This window comes from Hymenobacter frigidus (genome assembly GCF_014640435.1).
GTDB classification, from domain to species: Bacteria; Bacteroidota; Bacteroidia; order Cytophagales; family Hymenobacteraceae; genus Hymenobacter; species Hymenobacter frigidus.
The window spans coordinates 48,718-64,569 of sequence record NZ_BMGY01000028.1; the positions used below are offsets into that span (position 1 = coordinate 48,718).

Annotated in this window: 11 protein-coding genes; 8 read left to right on the top strand and 3 right to left on the bottom strand. The window is 62.3% G+C overall.

The window, feature by feature from the left end; all coding sequences use genetic code 11:
* Positions 1-169 precede the first annotated feature (169 nt).
* The 3 genes from IEW17_RS14285 to IEW17_RS14295 form a co-directional block, all read right to left on the bottom strand.
* Positions 170-1,222 (bottom strand): ComEA family DNA-binding protein, encoded by a 1,053-nt coding sequence (locus IEW17_RS14285; protein ID WP_188562727.1) that lies wholly within the window; start codon positions 1,220-1,222, stop codon positions 170-172.
* Positions 1,223-1,340: 118 nt separating this feature from the next.
* Positions 1,341-2,819, bottom strand: coding sequence for an alpha/beta hydrolase family protein (locus IEW17_RS14290; protein ID WP_188562728.1), 1,479 nt, complete (start codon positions 2,817-2,819; stop codon positions 1,341-1,343).
* Positions 2,820-2,989: 170 nt separating this feature from the next.
* Positions 2,990-4,384: an alpha/beta hydrolase family protein gene (locus IEW17_RS14295; RefSeq protein WP_188562729.1), complete on the bottom strand. Its 1,395-nt coding sequence runs from the start codon at positions 4,382-4,384 to the stop codon at positions 2,990-2,992.
* A gap of 168 nt (positions 4,385-4,552) precedes the next feature.
* Between IEW17_RS14295 and uvrA the strand changes: the two genes are divergently transcribed.
* From uvrA to IEW17_RS14335, 8 genes are all read left to right on the top strand, one after another.
* A complete protein-coding gene (gene uvrA / locus IEW17_RS14300) occupies positions 4,553-7,441 on the top strand; it encodes an excinuclease ABC subunit UvrA (protein WP_188562730.1) in 2,889 nt (962 codons plus the stop codon).
* A gap of 154 nt (positions 7,442-7,595) precedes the next feature.
* Complete coding sequence (locus IEW17_RS14305; protein WP_188562731.1) at positions 7,596-8,477, top strand: TspO-related membrane protein; 882 nt, start codon at positions 7,596-7,598, stop codon at positions 8,475-8,477.
* Positions 8,478-8,572: 95 nt separating this feature from the next.
* On the top strand, positions 8,573-9,340 hold the full coding sequence (gene tpiA, locus IEW17_RS14310; protein WP_188562732.1) for a triose-phosphate isomerase: 768 nt from the start codon (positions 8,573-8,575) through the stop codon (positions 9,338-9,340).
* 95 nt (positions 9,341-9,435) lie between these two features.
* Positions 9,436-9,783: a 7(1) septoil knot domain-containing protein gene (locus IEW17_RS14315; protein WP_188562733.1), complete on the top strand. Its 348-nt coding sequence runs from the start codon at positions 9,436-9,438 to the stop codon at positions 9,781-9,783.
* A 156-nt stretch (positions 9,784-9,939) separates the two neighbouring features.
* The gene (locus tag IEW17_RS14320) at positions 9,940-10,701 is read left to right on the top strand and encodes an ABC transporter ATP-binding protein (protein ID WP_188562734.1); all 762 of its coding nucleotides are present in this window, start codon (positions 9,940-9,942) and stop codon (positions 10,699-10,701) included.
* Positions 10,680-12,086, top strand: a complete 1,407-nt coding sequence (locus IEW17_RS14325; RefSeq protein WP_188562735.1) for a hypothetical protein — start codon at positions 10,680-10,682, stop codon at positions 12,084-12,086. The genes IEW17_RS14320 and IEW17_RS14325 overlap by 22 nt, the downstream gene beginning before the upstream one ends.
* Positions 12,087-12,229: 143 nt before the next feature.
* A complete protein-coding gene (gene prmA, locus IEW17_RS14330; RefSeq protein WP_188562736.1) occupies positions 12,230-13,060 on the top strand; it encodes a 50S ribosomal protein L11 methyltransferase in 831 nt (276 codons plus the stop codon).
* A gap of 125 nt (positions 13,061-13,185) precedes the next feature.
* On the top strand, positions 13,186-15,708 hold the full coding sequence (locus IEW17_RS14335; protein ID WP_188562737.1) for a TonB-dependent receptor plug domain-containing protein: 2,523 nt from the start codon (positions 13,186-13,188) through the stop codon (positions 15,706-15,708).
* Positions 15,709-15,852: the final 144 nt, after the last annotated feature.

The window sequence follows — 15,852 nt, forward strand, 5'->3', positions numbered from 1 at the left end:
CGGTCATACTATTCACCAAGGGCATTAATCAGCAAGACTTTTTACTGGTTTATGCAGACAGGTGCCACTAGGGCAAGGCTAACCACCACTAGGTGAACCACAAAAATACCTTGATTCTTGTGGTTTCAGTTGCTGCATTTATTGCAGTATGGGTAGCTTACCTAATCTGCTACTCGCAGCGCACGTAAGGCCGCATCTTTTCCCAGTCGGTCAGCTTCAGAATTGGAATCTGCTTCAAATCCTCCACCGTTTTGTACGGGCCGTGCTGCTGCCGGTAGGCTATGATGAGCCGTGCCCGCGGCTTGCCGATGTAGGGGTGCAGGTACAGCTCATCGAAGGTGGCGATATTTACATTCAAAGTTTTGGGAGCGTAGCCAGCCGTCACGAACGTGTATTTTTTGAGGCTGTCACGCAAATCCGGGGCATCCCGTAGCACGAATACCTCGTCGAGCTGGTCTTCGCGCAGGTAGCCGCCGAGCTGGTTGCGGAACCGCACCACCCACTTGGCGCGCCCCGCGCCAATGCCGCGAATTTGCATTAGCTGCGTGGTATCGGCGGTGTTCAGGTCGAAGGGCTGGAGGTTACGGGGCTTGCGGGGGAACTTGCCAGCCGCAGCATCGGGGCTGGCGAAGGGTGGGAACTTGCCATCCGGCCCCGGCCGGTTGGCGGCGTACTCGCGCTTCGGTGCTGCGTCGGGCAGCTGCATGAAGGGAGCCAACCGCTGGTACACCGAATCATCGAGCCCGTACATTTTCTTCACCTGCGCTTTGGCTTTGAAGCCGCCGGCCGCCGCGCCGTATTTCACGATGCGGGCCGCCACAAAATGCGGCACCCCGCGGGCCTCCCAGCCCTCGGCGGTCAGGGCATTGGGGTCGAAAGGAGCGAGGCGCACCGGCGCGACTTTGGGGTAGCGCGAGCCGCCGCGCGCAAACTTTTTATAGTCGCGCCGGGGGTAGCGGTTCGCAAAGCCTTGCTCGGCCGTGCGGTGCTCTTTTAGTTGCGCGGCCAGCTCATTCAGTCCTTGCTGGTCAGCGGCGGGCAGGTACTTGGGCAGTTCCGGGCGCAGCAGCATGGGGGCCACGATGAAGGCCAGCATGAGCAGCAACACCCCAACCACGCCCCGGGCCTCGCCGCGCGAGTAACCGAAGTAGCGCCGCAGCCAGCGCGTGGGACTAATAGCATCCCAAAACCGGCGGGGACGCGGTGGCGGCGAGGGCGGCATCGTGGTAGAAACGAAGGATGAGGGTGGCGAAGGTGTTCGGCGTGGGCCGATTCACCTTCGGCAGTAGCTGCAAGTATAGGCAAAATGCCCGCAAAACCACTCACCCCAACCGGTTGAATCAGCTGCGTGATTTCGTGGTGCTGGGCGTACGGTTCACCTTACGGGCCGAGGACGGGGGGCGCTTCACCGTGACGGGTAGCGGGCCGCCGGGCAGGCGGGTTTCCTGCGCTACCCACGTTTGGATGAGCTTCAACCCATCCGGGGAGAAAACGGCTTGCTGCACGCCGTTTATCATCGGCCACCGGGCGGGCGCGGGTTGAAACAGGTGGTTGATGCCGTCGAGCTTATACGAAACGGCCGTGCGCTTGGCGCGGCGCAGGGCTTTGTAGAGCGGCGTCATATTGCGCCGGGCCGATACCTGCAAATCGGCGGTGCCGTTGAGCAGCAGCACCGCGCACTGCACCTTGGCCAGCTGCGCCTGGGGGTTGAAATCGAAAAAATACCGTGACCACGGCGAGGTCAGCTGCACGGCGCGGGCGCGGGCCATGCTGGCATCAACGCCCATGTTGGCTCCGGTGAGCAGCGAGGCTACTTTGGTGCGGGCGGTGGGGTTGTCAGGCGTTTGGCGGATAACGTCGACCGTGCGCTGGTACACGTCCTGCGCGGCTTTCACCTGCGACGGGTCGGCCCCAATCAGGCGCATGATTTCGCCCTGCTGCCGCCGGAGCACTTCGTCGCCGGGCTGGCCGTAGCCGGCCAAGGACACTACAAAGGCCGGGGCCCGGCCCGGCTCGGCGGCCGTGAGCAGGGCCACGTTGGCCCCTTCGCCGTGCCCGAGCAAGCCCACGCGGTGCGCCGATACCAGCGGACGTGAGCGCAGAAACGTGAGCGCGGCCTGGGCATCGGTCACGAAGCCGGCGGTGGTAGCAGTGGCATAATTGCCGGTCGATTTGCCCGCGCCCCGGTCGTCGAAGCGCAGCACGGCGATGCCGTGGCGGGTGAGGTAATCGGCGAGCTGGCCAAACATGCGGTAGCCGTTCACCTCCACGTCGCGGGTTTGGGGGCCCGAATCGGTAAGCAGCACCACGCCCGCAAATGGGCCTTCGCCGGCCGGCACCGTGAGCGTGCCACTGAGGTGGCTTTTGGTGGTGGGATTCACAAAGCTGACCTCCGACTCGCGGTAGGGCGGGGTGGCTTTAAACCGGGTGACGGCCTGCGTGGAGGCCACCACCCGCGTGAGCACCATGGGAGCCGTCACACCGGGTTGCTTCCAGGTGCCTTGCAGGGTAGCCCCGCCATCGAGGACCTTGCCCACGAAGCTGCTGCCAGCCTGCTCGATGCGCAGGGTGAGGTTATCGTCTTTCAGCTCTACCTCCACCGGCATGCGGCTGATGCGCTGCTGCGGCGCGTCGAGGGCCGCATAAAAAGTGCCGTCGGTGAGCGGCACAATGGTGATAATGAGGGAGATTTCGCCGCCGAGCAGCTTCAGGGGGCCTTTCCATTGGCCGTTGAGCGGAACGGGAGTAGGTAGAGTGGCTGCGCCAGCCGAAGGAAGAAAATGAAGCAGAAAAAGGGCGGCAAGCAGAAATCGTATCATGGAATCAGCCTATAATAGACGTAGATTTGGGCATATTGAGGCTGAAAAGTACAACAAATCTTTTCTTTTGGCAATTGATTTATGCCCGGCTTTTGAGCGGTGTTAAAAAGCAGCTGGTCAGCCTACGGGGCCGACCATTTGAAAATCATCAGCCATAAATGCGGCCTACTCTACTTGCGGGTGTGCTGCGTAATCCAGTCGCCTACTACCTGAAGAGCAGCCGGCGCGAAGGTTTCCTCAACGGTGCCGTACTCGGCCGTACTGCCCGTGTCCGCAGTCTGGAATAAGTGGTTGAGGCCGGGCAATTCCTTCACGGTCACGTCGCGGTTGCCCGCCGTTTTTAGGGCCGCCGCAGTGGCCGCGAGGCTGGCCGTAGCGGGCACCTGAACATCCTTGCTGCCCCCGATGGCCAGTACCGGGCAATGCACTTTCGCCAGCGTTTGAGCGGGCCGGTCGGCCAGAATGCTACGGTAGTCGGGCGAGGTTAGCATCGCCAGTTGCGGTTCCAGCCGGGCCGCCAGCTGCGGGTCGATGGCGGTATAGTAGGCCCGGAGCTGGGCCTTTGCCCGGGCATTATCGGGGTTTTTCTGCACAATCTGGGTCATGGCCCGTTGCATCTTTTCAGTGGTAGCCAGTTGCGCGGCATCCGTGGTTTGCAAGCGTGCTATGGCCAACGACTGCTGCACAATCAGCTCATCGCCGGGGATGCCCGGCGTGGCCAGCAACACCAGAAAGTCGGGCCCGGCGGGCAGTATGGCGGCCCCCATCGCGGCCGTGCCGCCTTGGCTGTGGCCCACCAGGCCCACCTGGTTTTTGCGAATGCCCGGCTGGGCGCGCAGCCACGCCAGCGCGGCCTGGGCATCGGCGGTGTAGTCGGCGCTGGTGGTGCCGGCCAGCGTGCCGCCGGATTGGCCCACGCCCCGGTCATCAAACCGCAGCACGGCAATGCCCCGGCGCGTGAGGTAGTCGGCCAGCACCGCGAAGGGCTGATGGCCAAGGATGGTTTCGTTGCGGTCCTCCGGCCCCGAGCCGGTGAGCAGCACCACAGCCGGAAACGGGCCCATGTCGGCGGGCACGGTGTAGGTGCCGGCCAGCGTCACGCCGGCTTTCTCGTTTTTGAAGGTGATATCGGCCGACTGATAGGGGAAGGGCGGTTGCGGCGTTTGGGGGCGGTTGGGGCCCGATACTTTTCCGGTGCTGCCTTGGCGGCTGAGCGTGAGCGGGAACGAGCGCAGCCCCTGCTGCCATTCGCCTACCAGCTGCTGCCCATCGACTGAGCGCCGGCCGGCAAATTGTGCGGCCACGGGCTGGCGCATGCGCAGGTACACGCTGTCGGCGGGGGTGGTAAACTGCATGACTAACCCTTGCGCCTTTTGCGCCGGAATATCCAGCGTGGCCGTGCGCGGCCCACTGGCCGGGTCGGTGAGATGGGCGGTAAAATCCAGCGTGCCCATTAGCGTGCCTGCCCAGTTGCCGGTGAGGCTGGGGCGGGCGGTTTGGGCGTGGGTGCGGGCGGCAATGAGGGCGAAGCAGGTGCCGAACAGAAAGCGGGTAAGTGTGCGCATGGGAAGTGGAAGGTGAGAATGGACATGCAATAGTACAAAGATGATTAGGCAAGCCTCTAATTATTAAAAACAATTTATTCCTGCCTTCCTACCGGCCGTACCTTCGTGGCCCCAAGCAAATGGGCCTGGGCCGAAACCTTCCGGCCCCCTCCCATTGTTAGTTCGTTTATGCCCAAAAAAGACTCGCTGCAAGTTTCGGCCCCCGCCGACAACGCCATTGATAACCTCGACCCGCGCGAATTTATCCTCATCAAAAACGCTCGGGTTCACAACCTTAAAAATCTCAGCGTAGCCCTGCCGCGCAACCAATTCATCGTCATCACGGGCCTGAGCGGCTCGGGCAAGTCGAGCCTGGCGTTTGACACACTGTATGCTGAAGGCCAGCGCATGTACGTGGAAAGTCTGAGCAGCTACGCCCGCCAGTTTCTGGGCCGCATGGACAAGCCCGACGTAGACTATATCCGGGGCATCTCGCCGGCCATTGCCATCGAGCAGAAGGTTAGCATCAAGAACAACCGCTCGACGGTGGGCACGAGCACCGAGATTTACGACTACCTCAAGCTGCTGTTTGCGCGGGTGGGCCGCACGTTTTCGCCCGTCAGCGGCGAGCAGGTGCGCAAGGATAACGTGGCCGATGTGGTCGATTTTCTGGCCGCGCAGCCCGAGGGCGCCAAGGTCATGATTCTGGCCCCGCTGCACCGCGCCGACCACACCCGCACCATGAATAAGGAGCTGGACCTGCTGCTGCAAAAAGGCTACAGCCGCGTGGTGGCCGGCGGCGTGACTTCCCAGATTGAGGACCTGATAGGGGAGGGGCAGCCCGAAGTGAAGGGCGACGTTTTTATTATGATTGACCGCGCCGTGCTGCGCCCCGATGACGAGGACCTGCTCTTCCGCCTCGCGGACTCGGTGCAAACCGCTTTTTTCGAAGGCCACGGCACTTGCCAGGTTCAGTTAATAGTCAGCAGTGAGCAAGCGGCAGCTATCGCCTCAACAGAGAAAAGCCCGGCACCAGAAACGAGAACTTTCTCTGATAAGTTTGAGCTGGACGACCTGGTGTTTGAAGAACCCAGCGTCAACTTCTTCTCCTTCAATAACCCCTACGGCGCCTGCCAAACCTGCGAGGGTTTTGGCTCGGTGCTGGGCATTGACGAGGATTTGGTGATTCCGGATAAGAGCCTGACGGTGTACGAAGGCGCGATTGCCCCTTGGCGCACCGAGAAGCAGGGCGAGTGGCTGAAGCCGCTGCTGAAAAACGGCATCCGCTTCGACTTCCCCATTCACCGGCCCTACAACGACCTGAGCGAAGCCGAGCAGCGCCTGCTCTGGACCGGCAACAAGCACTTCGACGGCCTGGACAAATATTTCAAATGGGTGAGCGAGCAAACCCATAAAATCCAGTACCGCGTGCTGCAAAGCCGCTACCGGGGCCGCACTACCTGCCCCGACTGCCGCGGTACCCGCCTGCGCAAAGATGCCCAGTATGTGCGCATCGACGGCCGCAGCATTGCCGATATCGTGCTGCTGCCCATCTCCGACGCGCTGACGTTTTTTCAGAACATGAGCCTGAGCGAGCACGACGCCAAAGTGGCCGAACGCCTCGTGACGGAAATCACCAATCGACTCGGTTACCTCAACCGCGTGGGACTGGGCTACTTGACCTTGAACCGCTTGAGCAACACGCTCAGCGGCGGCGAAAGTCAGCGCATTTCGCTGGCCACCTCGTTGGGTTCAGCCTTGGTGGGCTCCATGTATGTGCTCGATGAACCCAGTATTGGCCTGCACCCGAAGGATGCGGAGCAACTCATCGGCGTGCTGCGCTCGTTGCAGCAGCTCGGCAACACCGTGGTGGTGGTGGAGCACGAGGAGAAAATGATGGAAGCCGCCGACCAGATTATCGACATCGGCCCCGAAGCCGGCAGCGGCGGCGGCAACCTGATGTTTCAGGGCACCATGGCCGAGCTGCTGCAGGACACCACCACGTACACCGGCCAGTACCTGAGCGGCCGCATGGAAGTGGCCGTGCCCGCCGTGCGCCGCCCCTGGCGCAACGCGCTGGAGCTAACGGGAGCCCGCGAAAATAACCTCAAAAACGTGAGCGTGAAGATTCCGCTTGGCGTGATGACCGTGGTGACGGGTGTGTCGGGCTCGGGCAAATCCACGCTCATCAAGCGCATTCTGGCCCCGGCCCTGATGAAGATGCTGGGCGGTGGCGCGGGCGAAAGCACCGGCAAGTTCGACCGTCTCACCGGCGTGAACGGGCAGGTGTCGCACGTCGAGTTTGTGGACCAGAACCCCATCGGCAAGTCGTCGCGCTCGAACCCAGTGACTTACGTGAAGGCGTACGATGCCATCCGAACCCTGTTTTCGGAGCTGCCGCTGGCCAAGGCTCGGGGCCTCAAGCCGTCGCACTTCTCCTTCAACGTGGACGGCGGGCGCTGCGAAGTGTGCCAGGGTGAAGGCCAGGTGAAAATCGAAATGCAGTTCATGGCCGACATCTACCTGACCTGCGAAGGCTGCGGCGGTCGAAAATTCAAGCAGGACATTCTGGACATTAAGTACCAGGACAAGGGCATCGACGAAGTGCTGGAGCTGACTGTGACCGATGCCGTTCAGTTCTTCAAAAGCCAGCCCAAAGTAGCCGAGCGCCTCAAGCCGCTGGAGGATGTGGGCCTGGGCTATATCCGCCTGGGGCAGTCGGCCAACACGCTCTCGGGCGGGGAGGCCCAGCGGGTGAAGCTGGCCAGCTTCCTCACCAAAGGCGCTACCCTTCACCAAGATAAAATCCTGTTCATCTTTGATGAGCCCAGCACCGGCCTGCACTTCCACGACATCGCCAAGCTGCTGGGAGCCCTCAATGCGCTCATCGAGCAGGGTAATTCCGTGCTCATCATCGAGCACAACGTCGATATCATTAAATGCGCCGACTGGCTCATCGACCTGGGCCCCGAAGGCGGCCTCAACGGCGGCCACTTGCTTTTTGAAGGCACGCCGGAGGAGTTGGTGAAATTGAAAGATTCGAACCATACCGCGCGTTTTCTAGCGGAGAAAGTGTAATGTTGCGGCACTGAGCCTGTCGCCTGATTAATTGCGCAGGTTCGATGTCTGTTTCTACCCCACCGCCCGCGCTCCCAGTGCGTCGCCTTGAGTGCCTCTGGCACCTAATCCGATTCACTTGCAGCTTCGTAGGTCACCCACCTATCGCGCCATCATGCCGCTCACCGCTTCCGCTCCCGACCACTACGCCACCCCCGACCGCACGGCCACTGGCCGGGCGTGGCGCTGGCTAGCCGCCGCCGCCATTTTTGGCAATATTTTCCTCAATTACTACGCCAATACGCGTCCGTTTGCGGGGCAAACCATGGGAATGGTGTCAGCCAAATACCCAACGTTGCTCACGCCCGCTGGTTATGCATTTAGCATCTGGGGACTGATTTTTCTGAGCTTGGCGGTGTACGCCGTGTGGCAGTTATTGCCCGGGCAGCAGAAACTGTCGCTGCCTGATGCGCTGGCCAAGCCCCTCACGCTGGCCAGTGTGGCTACCGCGAGCTGGGTGGTGCTGTTTGCCAACGAAATGATTTTGCCCAGCGTGGGCGTCATGGTGCTCATTCTGGGCTGCCTCATTGTGACCTACGGCCGGGCCCGACGGCGCATCTTCGCCGAGGCTGCTCCCGTCTTGGCTGGCGTACCCTTCTCGCTGTATTTGGGGTGGATTTCGGTGGCCTCGGTCATCAACATCACCATTGGCTTGCAACAGCTGGGCTGGCAGCCCGCCGCAGGATTGTCCGTGACGCTCACATTGGGGCTGATTTTCGCGGTGGTAGCCATAGGGCTGCTGATGAGCCGCGTATTCCGCGACCTGGTATTCCCGTTGGTGGTGGCGTGGGCGCTGGCTTGGCTGTGGGTGGCGCGGCTGGGCGAAGTGCCCGAGCTGGGCTGGGCCGCGCTGGTCGGGGCCACCGTGAGCGTTGTGGCCGGCTTCGTGTTTTCACGGATGGGCGGCCGCAAAACTCCCTGGCAGCTGCGCGACGAAGCTGCGGCCGCTGCGGAGGCCGAAATCGCCGCCCGCAACGCGAGCCGACGGGTTGACTGAGAACAGGACGTTCTTCCACACGCTCATTCCTCCCACGCAGTGGTTTGGGGCTTAGCTTTGCGGGTAGTACTTCCCCTTACCTGTCCCGCTTGATTATGCGCCAAAACCTCGTTGCCGGCAACTGGAAAATGAACCTGACCTACCCTGAGGGGATGGCTCTGGTAGAAGAAATGGCTCGATTGGCCGGCGAGGCCGCTCCGGCCGCCAACGCGCCGCAAGTTGTTATCTGCCCGCCTTTTCCATTGCTGCACGGCGTGGGGCAACTGCTGCCCAAATCGGCTAATTTCCACCTGGGCGCGCAGAACTGCCACCAGAAAGAAAGCGGCGCCTTCACCGGCGAAGTGTCGGCCTCTATGCTGGCATCGGTGGGCTGCGAATACGTGATTCTGGGCCACTCGGAGCGTCGCCAGTACTTCGGCGAGGACGACAAGCTGCTCGGCCAGAAGCTGAAGGCCGCGCTGGCCGCTGGCCTCAAACCCATCTTCTGCGTGGGCGAGTCGCTGGACACCCGCGAGGCCGACGAAACGTTCGATTATATTGCCAAGCAGCTTACCGACGGATTGTTTCACCTCAGCAACGAGGAGTTTGCCCAGGTCACCGTTGCCTACGAGCCCATCTGGGCCATTGGCACGGGCCGCACCGCTACCAGCGCGCAGGCCCAGGAGGTGCACGCCTTCATCCGCGAGCAGATTGCCCGCGCCTACGATGCTCAGGCCGCCCTCGATACCACGATTCTCTACGGTGGCTCAGCCAACGCGCAGAACGCGAAGGAGCTGTTCGCGCAACCCGATGTGGACGGCGGCCTGATTGGCGGCGCTTCGCTGAAAGCGGCCGACTTCCTGGCGATTATTCAGTCGTTTTAAACAAGGTTGGATTTTAACCGAGGAGTGCGGAGTTAACGGCACGGCACTTGTCAGTAGCCGCCCACGCTCCCTAGTCAAAATTCGCCCAACTCGCTATGCTCTCCTTCCTGCTCTCCTTTCTGCTGGCCCTGCTGCCCGCCAAAGCCCCGGCTGCGGGCTCGCTGGAGCCGTGCAAAATCTACGGCTCGGTATACCTCGAAACCGACCCCGCCCGCCGGCCCTACTGCTTCGGCACAGTATACGTGGAGCCCCAGGAGGCCTTCGCCGACCTCATCGTATTCAAGGAAACCAACAAGCTATTTGCCGATAAAGTAGGCCTGTGGGCCGATGCCCCCGCCCGCGATTTCGCCGACTACGTGCTGTTCGTGACCCCCGACCGCAGCAAAGCCGACTTTTCTATCCACTACACCACGGTGCGCTCGTTTGCCGGCTGCAAGCAATAAGTCGAACAAGTAAGTTTTTCAGAAACGTCATGCTGAGCGTAGCCGAGGCATCTCGCGTGCGGTAGTAATGATTTGGTCGTGGCAACGATTGAGTCGCTACCGTTCGCGTCATGCCTCGGCTACGCCCGGCATGACGTTCTGTTTTCACTCTTTTCCATGGAATTAACCTTACAAAGTCTCACCAAGTCCTTTGGGCCCAAAACCGTGCTGCGCGACCTGAGCCTGACGGCCGGCCCCGGCATGTGCGTGGGCGTGCTGGGCCGCAACGGCGCGGGTAAAAGCACACTTTTCAACCTGCTTACCAACGTGCTGCTGCCTACCAGCGGCCGCATCATCCTCGATGGCGAGGCGCTGGGCGAAACTTTCCCGGTAGCCACGAAGCGCCGCATGGTAGCCCTGGTGAACCAGGGCTACCTCGTGGAGGAGCTCACGGCTGAGGAATATTTGCAGTTCGTGGCCCGCATCTATGAGCTGCCCGATGCCCAGACGCGCATTGCCAGCCTGCTGGCTCACCTGCTGGAGGACTACGACACCGTGCGCCGCAAGCGCCTGAGCACGTTCTCGACCGGCATGAAGCAGCGCGTGGCCATTGCCTCGTGCCTGCTGCACCGCCCCGAGCTGCTGATTCTGGACGAGCCCTTCAACGGCCTCGACGTGTTTGCCGCCGACCGCGTGCTGAGCCTGCTGCGCAGCTACCAGCCGCAGGCGCTCACCTTCATCTCGTCGCACAACCTGGGCCACATCGAGCAGCTGGCCACCCACTTATTGATAATTGACGAGAGCGAAGTGAAATTCTGGGGCACGATGGACGAGTTTGCCCATGGCGAGCGCGCCGCCCTCGGCGATGCCCTGCTCCAGCTGCTGCACCCCGCCACCAACCAAGCCCAGGACCTGACATGGCTGACCTCGCAACGCTAGCACCCACGGGCACTGGCGGCCGGCTCGGCCATTTTCTGCCCTACCTGCTGCGCCGCCGCCTGCGCGCCGTGCTCTGGCCCGCCGACGGCGGCGAGCGCACCATGGTCCTGCTGCTGCTGGCCCTGATGGTGGCCTACGGAGCCGGCCTGGGCATCCTGCTGAGCCACGGCGGCTCCGGCTCCTCGGAAGAATCGGCCGATTTCCTGCCCAAACTACAGGTGGCGCTAAATGCCGCCTGGCTGAGCTCGGCGCTGCTGGTTGATTTTTTACCCGCGCTACGGCCGGTAACGCGGGTATTGCCCGAGCATTTTCCGGTATCGGCCCGCTGGAACGTGGTGTCGGCCTTTCTGCTGAACCTGATAACCCTGCGCCGCCTGCTGATTATAACGGCGTTGGTGGTGGCCGTGGTAACCGTGCCGCACAACGCCGTGGTGCCGGGCTTCAGCCTGCTGCTGATGTTGGGAGCCACCGTGTTCAGCTTCAACCTGCGGCTGCTGGTGGCGCTACGGCGCTGGCGGCACCCGCTCATGCTGGCCCACCTGGCCAGCCTGGGCCTGATGCTGTGGTGGCTGGCCCACCCCGAAGCCAGCTACAGCACGCCGCTGGGTGTGGCCATGGCCGTGCTGCCCTGGCTGCTGGGCGCGGGGCAGCTGTATTGGCTGGGGCCGTACTTCAGCGCCCGCTACTTGCCCGATGCTGAAGCGCCCGCCGCGCCGGTTTCGGGCTCGCTGCTGGCGCGGCTGTCGCCGGAGCATCGCGCTTACTTCTCTAAAGTATGGGTGTTGCTGCTGATGGGCCTGGTAATGAAGGTGGTCATATTGGGCATTACGCGCTGGGGCATGGGCGACAACGAGAAGCTGAAGGGCCAGTCGTTTTTTTACCTGGCGCTGGTGCCGCTGGTCGGCTTCACCTACACCAACAACAACTTATTCGGCTTCATGAAAACCATGGCGGCCAATGAGATACAGCGCTTGGGCCTCACGCGGCGAATGCTGGTGCTGTACCTGCGGCTGGTGCTGCCGGTGGTGCTGTTCGACTGCCTGCTCACGGCGGCGTTCCTGCTGGGCTTGTTCCCCCGCACGTTCTGGCCGTTGCTGGGGCTGCTGCCGCTGGGCGCAGCTGCGCTCACCAGCCTGGGGCTTTGGGGCAGCTTTTACCAGGCCAGAGCGGTAGTGAAAGCCGTCGACTTCACCAGCAACCGCAACGCCAGCGCGCTCATGAGCCTCGCCACCATTGCCACGGCGGCGGCCCTGTATTTTTTGCCGTGGTGGGCGCGCATTGCGCTGGCGGCCGTTATCACCGCTTCGGCTTGGTGGCCTATCCGGGCAGTGCTGCGCAATGATGGCCGCTTGCGCCGCCGCTTGTGGCGCGGCATCGGGGCCTAACTTTTTGGGCGACCTTTGCGGGTACGAAAAGAATTAAAAATTAGCGGTGAAGCCGTGTAGGCAGCTTGGGATGACAACATTCACTCCCTGCTAACGCCTTCATAACTTGATTTTTAATCCTTCATTTTTAATTCCTGTTCCGAATGGATTTTATTGAACTGACCGTTGAAGCCCCGCGTGAGCTGGCCGACATTTTGGTGGCCGAGCTGGCCGAAGTAGGTTTCGACACCTTTGAAGACAACGACGCGGGCTTTTGCGCCTACACCACCGAAGAAGTGTTTAACCCCGACGCGGTGGCCGAAATCATGAGCCGCTACGAGGGCCAGGGCGAGCTGAGCCACTCGCACCGCGTCATCACCCGCCAGAACTGGAACGCCGAGTGGGAGAAGAACTTTCAGCCCCTCATCATTGCCGAGCGGGTTTCGGTGCGGGCCCCGTTCCACCCCGCGCCGGCCGGCGTGGACTACGACATCGTGATTATGCCGCGCATGTCATTCGGCACGGGCCACCACGAAACCACGGCCCTGATGATTGAAAATCAGCTTGATGTGAGCCACAAAGGCCTGCGCGTGCTCGACATGGGCACCGGTACCGGCATCCTGGCCATCATGGCCGAGCTGCTGGGGGCCCGCCAAATCCTGGCCGTGGACACCGAGCCCTGGACCGTGGAAAACGCCCGCGACAACGCCGCTGAAAACCAGTGCCACACCATCGAGTGCCGCCTGGGCGGAGTGGAGACGCTGGCCAATGAAGAGCCTTTCGACTTGATTCTGGCCAACATTAACCGCAACGTGCTGCTCGAAGACATGCACGATTACGCCCGCCTGCTGCCCAGCGGCCGGCCCATCTTGTTCAGCGGTTTCTACGAGGAAGACCTGCCCAAAATCACGGCTGAAGCGAGCAAGCACGGCTTGCGCTACCAGCGTCACCGCACACTGCGCAGCTGGGTATCGGCCATTTTCGAAAAGGAATAAAGGCGAATTCGGGTAGTTTAAGCAACTTCCGGCCAGCCATCCGGCTTCATGGCCTTGCCATGTTGGTCCCGTAACCTTGCGGTTGGTTTTCCATCGAACCAACTGATTTTGACTAGAATGCAACCATGAGAATTGTGCGCGTGCAGAAAGCAATAGTGGCCGTTGTGCTGGCCGGTGGGCTCGGCCTAATGGCCTTTCGACCACAACCCCTTGAGGAAACTCCCCTGCAGCGCATTGCGCGGCAAATGTCGGAATACTACACGGCGGCCCGGGGCGAAAAGGCCTACCTGCACCTCGACCGCCCGGTGTATGCCACCGGCGAAACCATTTGGTTCAGCGCCTACGTGGTGGACGCCAATCAGCACCAGCTCGACTCGCTCAGCCAAGTGCTGCATGTCGACTTGCTTTCGGCCCAGCAAAAAGTAGTGGCGCGCCGCACGCTGCGCCTGCAGGGCGGCCGGGCCAGCGGCGACCTCGACATTGCCGATTCGTTGGCCGCCGGCACCTACGTGCTGCGCGCCTACACCAACTGGATGCGCAACGCGGGCGATGACTTCGTGTATAGCCGCCGTCTGAGCATTTGGCCCGCGTCGCCCATCGGCCCGCAGGAGCTCACGGCGGAGGCCGCTGCCCTGGTGGCCCGCAAGCAGCGGGGGCCGGGCGGGGCCACGGCCAGCCGGCCCGACGTGCAGTTTTTCCCGGAAGGCGGCAATATGGTAGAGGGGCTGCCCGCCGTGGTGGCCTGCAAAGCCATCGATGTTAATGGTCGAAGCATTGTGGTACGTGGCCAGATTCGGAATGCCCAGAACGCCGTGATAGTAGCCGCTTTCAGCAGCCGGCACGCGGGCATGGGGCGCTTTTCGTTGGTGCCCGGCAGTGGCCAGCGCTACCACGCCCACCTCACGCTGCCCGATGGCAGCACCGTCGATTACCCCTTGCCAGTGGCGAAGCCTGCGGGCTACACCCTGCGCGTGGTTGAAACCAGCGAGAGCTTTTTGGTGGAAGCGCGCTACCGCGGGGCCACTGGCGTACCCGCGCCCGGTCCCGTGCAGCTGATGAGCCAGGTGCGCGGCGTGGCCGCCTATCCCGGCCCGCGTCCGCTCACGGGCGACGTGCCCGCTTCCTGGCGCATGCCCAAGAAGAACTACCCCAACGGCATTGTGCACTTCACGCTGTTTGATGCGCAGGGTGTGCCGCAGTGCGAGCGGCTGGCTTTCGTGCAGAACGGCCCGGCCGCTCTCCGCATCAGCGTCACGCCCGACCAAGCCAGCTACGGCCCCCACGCACCGGTGCAGCTTACCGTGCGCGTAGCCGATGCTCAGGGCCAGCCCGTGGCTACCAACTTCTCGCTGGCTGTGAGCGACGCCGGTCTCACTGCCCTCGACCCCAACGCCGGAACTATCGCCTCGAACCTGCTGCTGACGTCTGACTTGGCGGGCTATGTCGAAAACCCCGGCTATTACTTCCGGGAACAGTCGGCTGCCACGGCCCAGGCCCTCGATGACCTGCTGCTGACGCAAGGCTGGCGGCGCTTCGTGTGGAAAGCGGTGTTGGCCGGGCAGGCCCCGCCCGCGCCCTTCACCCCGGAGCAGGATATTGTGCTCACCGGGCAGGTAGTAAGCGAGCACGGCAACCGCCCGATACCGAACAGTCAGCTCACTTTCCTACAAACCAAACCGGCGCGCAACGTGACGACGGCTACCACCAACGCCGATGGCCGTTTCACCTTCTCCGGCTTCCCGCTGCGGGATACCGCCGTTATTACGCTCCAGGCGCGGCGGTCGCAGGGCGGTTCCAACGTCCTTATCCTGCCCGATAATGGGCCGGTGCCAGCCCGCGGACCATTGCCCGTGTTGCCGCCCGTAGCTGCCGCCCCGCCCGGCGTGGCTGCCTACGTGCGCCGCAGCCGCCAGGCCCAGGCCGCCGACCTGGAGCTGCACCCCGAAAAAGCCATCCGCAACATCATCCTGGGCAATGTGGCCGTCACGGCCAAGCGGGTGGCCGTACCGCGCGACGACCCGCGCCGTCTGTACGGGGCCACGGGCAGCACGGTGGTTGATTTTGCCAATAACCCCATGGCTCAGTCCGGCATGTCAGTGCTGCAAATGCTGCAATCGCGGGTGCCTGGCCTGACTGTCACCGGTAATCCACCCGATATGACGGTGCAGATTCGGGGACAGGGAACGCCACTCATGATTTTGGATGGTCAGAAGGTCGATATTTCGTTCATCGGCAACCTCACTGCCTCCGATGTGGAATCAGTGGAAATATTCAAGGGGCCCGAAGCTGCCATTTTTGGGGGTAGCGGGGGCGCTATTGCTATTTACACCAAGCGGGCTGACCCGAATTATAAAGGCCAGGACCTGCCCGCCGCGCCCGGTATTGCCACGGTGAAGCTGCCGGGCTATTACACGGCCCGCGAATTCTACCAGCCACGCTACAACGCCTTGCTCACCAACCCGCCCGCCGACCCCCGCACCAGTACCCTCTACTGGAACCCCAGCGTGCGCACCAATGCCAATGGCCAGGTCGAGCTGCACTTCTTCACGGCCGATGGCAGCGGCACGTTCCAGGCCGTGGCTGAGGGCGTGAGCCTGAGCGGCCAGCCTGCCCAGGGCAGCGGCACCATGGTTGTGCGCGGCAAGTAGCGTCCTTGATAAACGGCTTTTCAGGCGGCCGCGAGTACCAAAAGGACGGGGCATCCCGGCCTTTTGGTTGTGGTACTTACTGATGTTACGCAGTCGTTGGGCATCTTAGCCCGTTTAGCAGCTTATGATGACTTGCACGCTGGA

Bases quoted from the DNA above. Each gene is read 5' to 3' on its own strand.
- uvrA (WP_188562730.1), top strand. From the start codon at position 4,553: ATGCCCAAAAAAGACTCGCTGCAAGTTTCGGCCCCCGCCGACAACGCC.
- tpiA (WP_188562732.1), top strand. From the start codon at position 8,573: ATGCGCCAAAACCTCGTTGCCGGCAACTGGAAAATGAACCTGACCTAC.
- IEW17_RS14290 (WP_188562728.1), bottom strand. From the start codon at position 2,819: ATGATACGATTTCTGCTTGCCGCCCTTTTTCTGCTTCATTTTCTTCCT.
- IEW17_RS14325 (WP_188562735.1), top strand. From the start codon at position 10,680: ATGGCTGACCTCGCAACGCTAGCACCCACGGGCACTGGCGGCCGGCTC.
- IEW17_RS14315 (WP_188562733.1), top strand. From the start codon at position 9,436: ATGCTCTCCTTCCTGCTCTCCTTTCTGCTGGCCCTGCTGCCCGCCAAA.
- IEW17_RS14285 (WP_188562727.1), bottom strand. From the start codon at position 1,222: ATGCCGCCCTCGCCGCCACCGCGTCCCCGCCGGTTTTGGGATGCTATT.
- IEW17_RS14305 (WP_188562731.1), top strand. From the start codon at position 7,596: ATGCCGCTCACCGCTTCCGCTCCCGACCACTACGCCACCCCCGACCGC.
- IEW17_RS14320 (WP_188562734.1), top strand. From the start codon at position 9,940: ATGGAATTAACCTTACAAAGTCTCACCAAGTCCTTTGGGCCCAAAACC.
- IEW17_RS14335 (WP_188562737.1), top strand. From the start codon at position 13,186: ATGAGAATTGTGCGCGTGCAGAAAGCAATAGTGGCCGTTGTGCTGGCC.
- IEW17_RS14295 (WP_188562729.1), bottom strand. From the start codon at position 4,384: ATGCGCACACTTACCCGCTTTCTGTTCGGCACCTGCTTCGCCCTCATT.
- prmA (WP_188562736.1), top strand. From the start codon at position 12,230: ATGGATTTTATTGAACTGACCGTTGAAGCCCCGCGTGAGCTGGCCGAC.